1 protein-coding gene is annotated in these 439 nt (G+C 64.0%); it reads left to right on the top strand.

Going from position 1 to position 439, the window contains the following annotated elements; genetic code table 11:
- A partial coding sequence (locus tag ACLQ24_RS30280; protein WP_425895147.1) for a hypothetical protein occupies positions 1 to 386 on the top strand: 386 nt, incomplete at its 5' end.
- Between the last annotated feature and the right edge of the window lie 53 nt (positions 387 to 439).

The following is a 439-nucleotide window of genomic DNA, read 5'->3' on the forward strand; positions in this document are numbered from 1 at the left end:
CTATTTGTCGAGGACCTTCCATCGACGTGTCTCGGCGTGACGTTCCGCCCCCACCCAGTTACCCGACAGTCTCTAAGAGCAAGTACGCCTCCGACGGCCGCGTCGCGGTCTGCCCCTTCTGCGGACACGTTCACACCAAAGACACGCACACCCGGCTGAGCCTCGACGGCGAGCGACGCGACATGCTGCTCGTGGCCGCTGACCTCGATGACGAGGGCACAAAGGTCTTTCGCGAGCCGACCGGTGACGAGTTCGCCGCCACCGAACGGGCACGCAAGGCGCTCGCCGAGGAACCACCGTTCGGGCTACTCCCAGCCCGTCCCGACGAACGCATCCCCGACGGCAACAGTCGGACGATCCAATCGTACGTATTCAGCTTGAGGTAGCCGTTTGAGGCAACCACGGCCCGGTGGTGAACAGCTGTTTGAGGACGTCGAGG

The sequence above is a fragment of the Micromonospora sp. DT4 genome (genome assembly GCF_049841675.1).
Taxonomy (GTDB): Bacteria; Actinomycetota; Actinomycetes; order Mycobacteriales; family Micromonosporaceae; genus Micromonospora.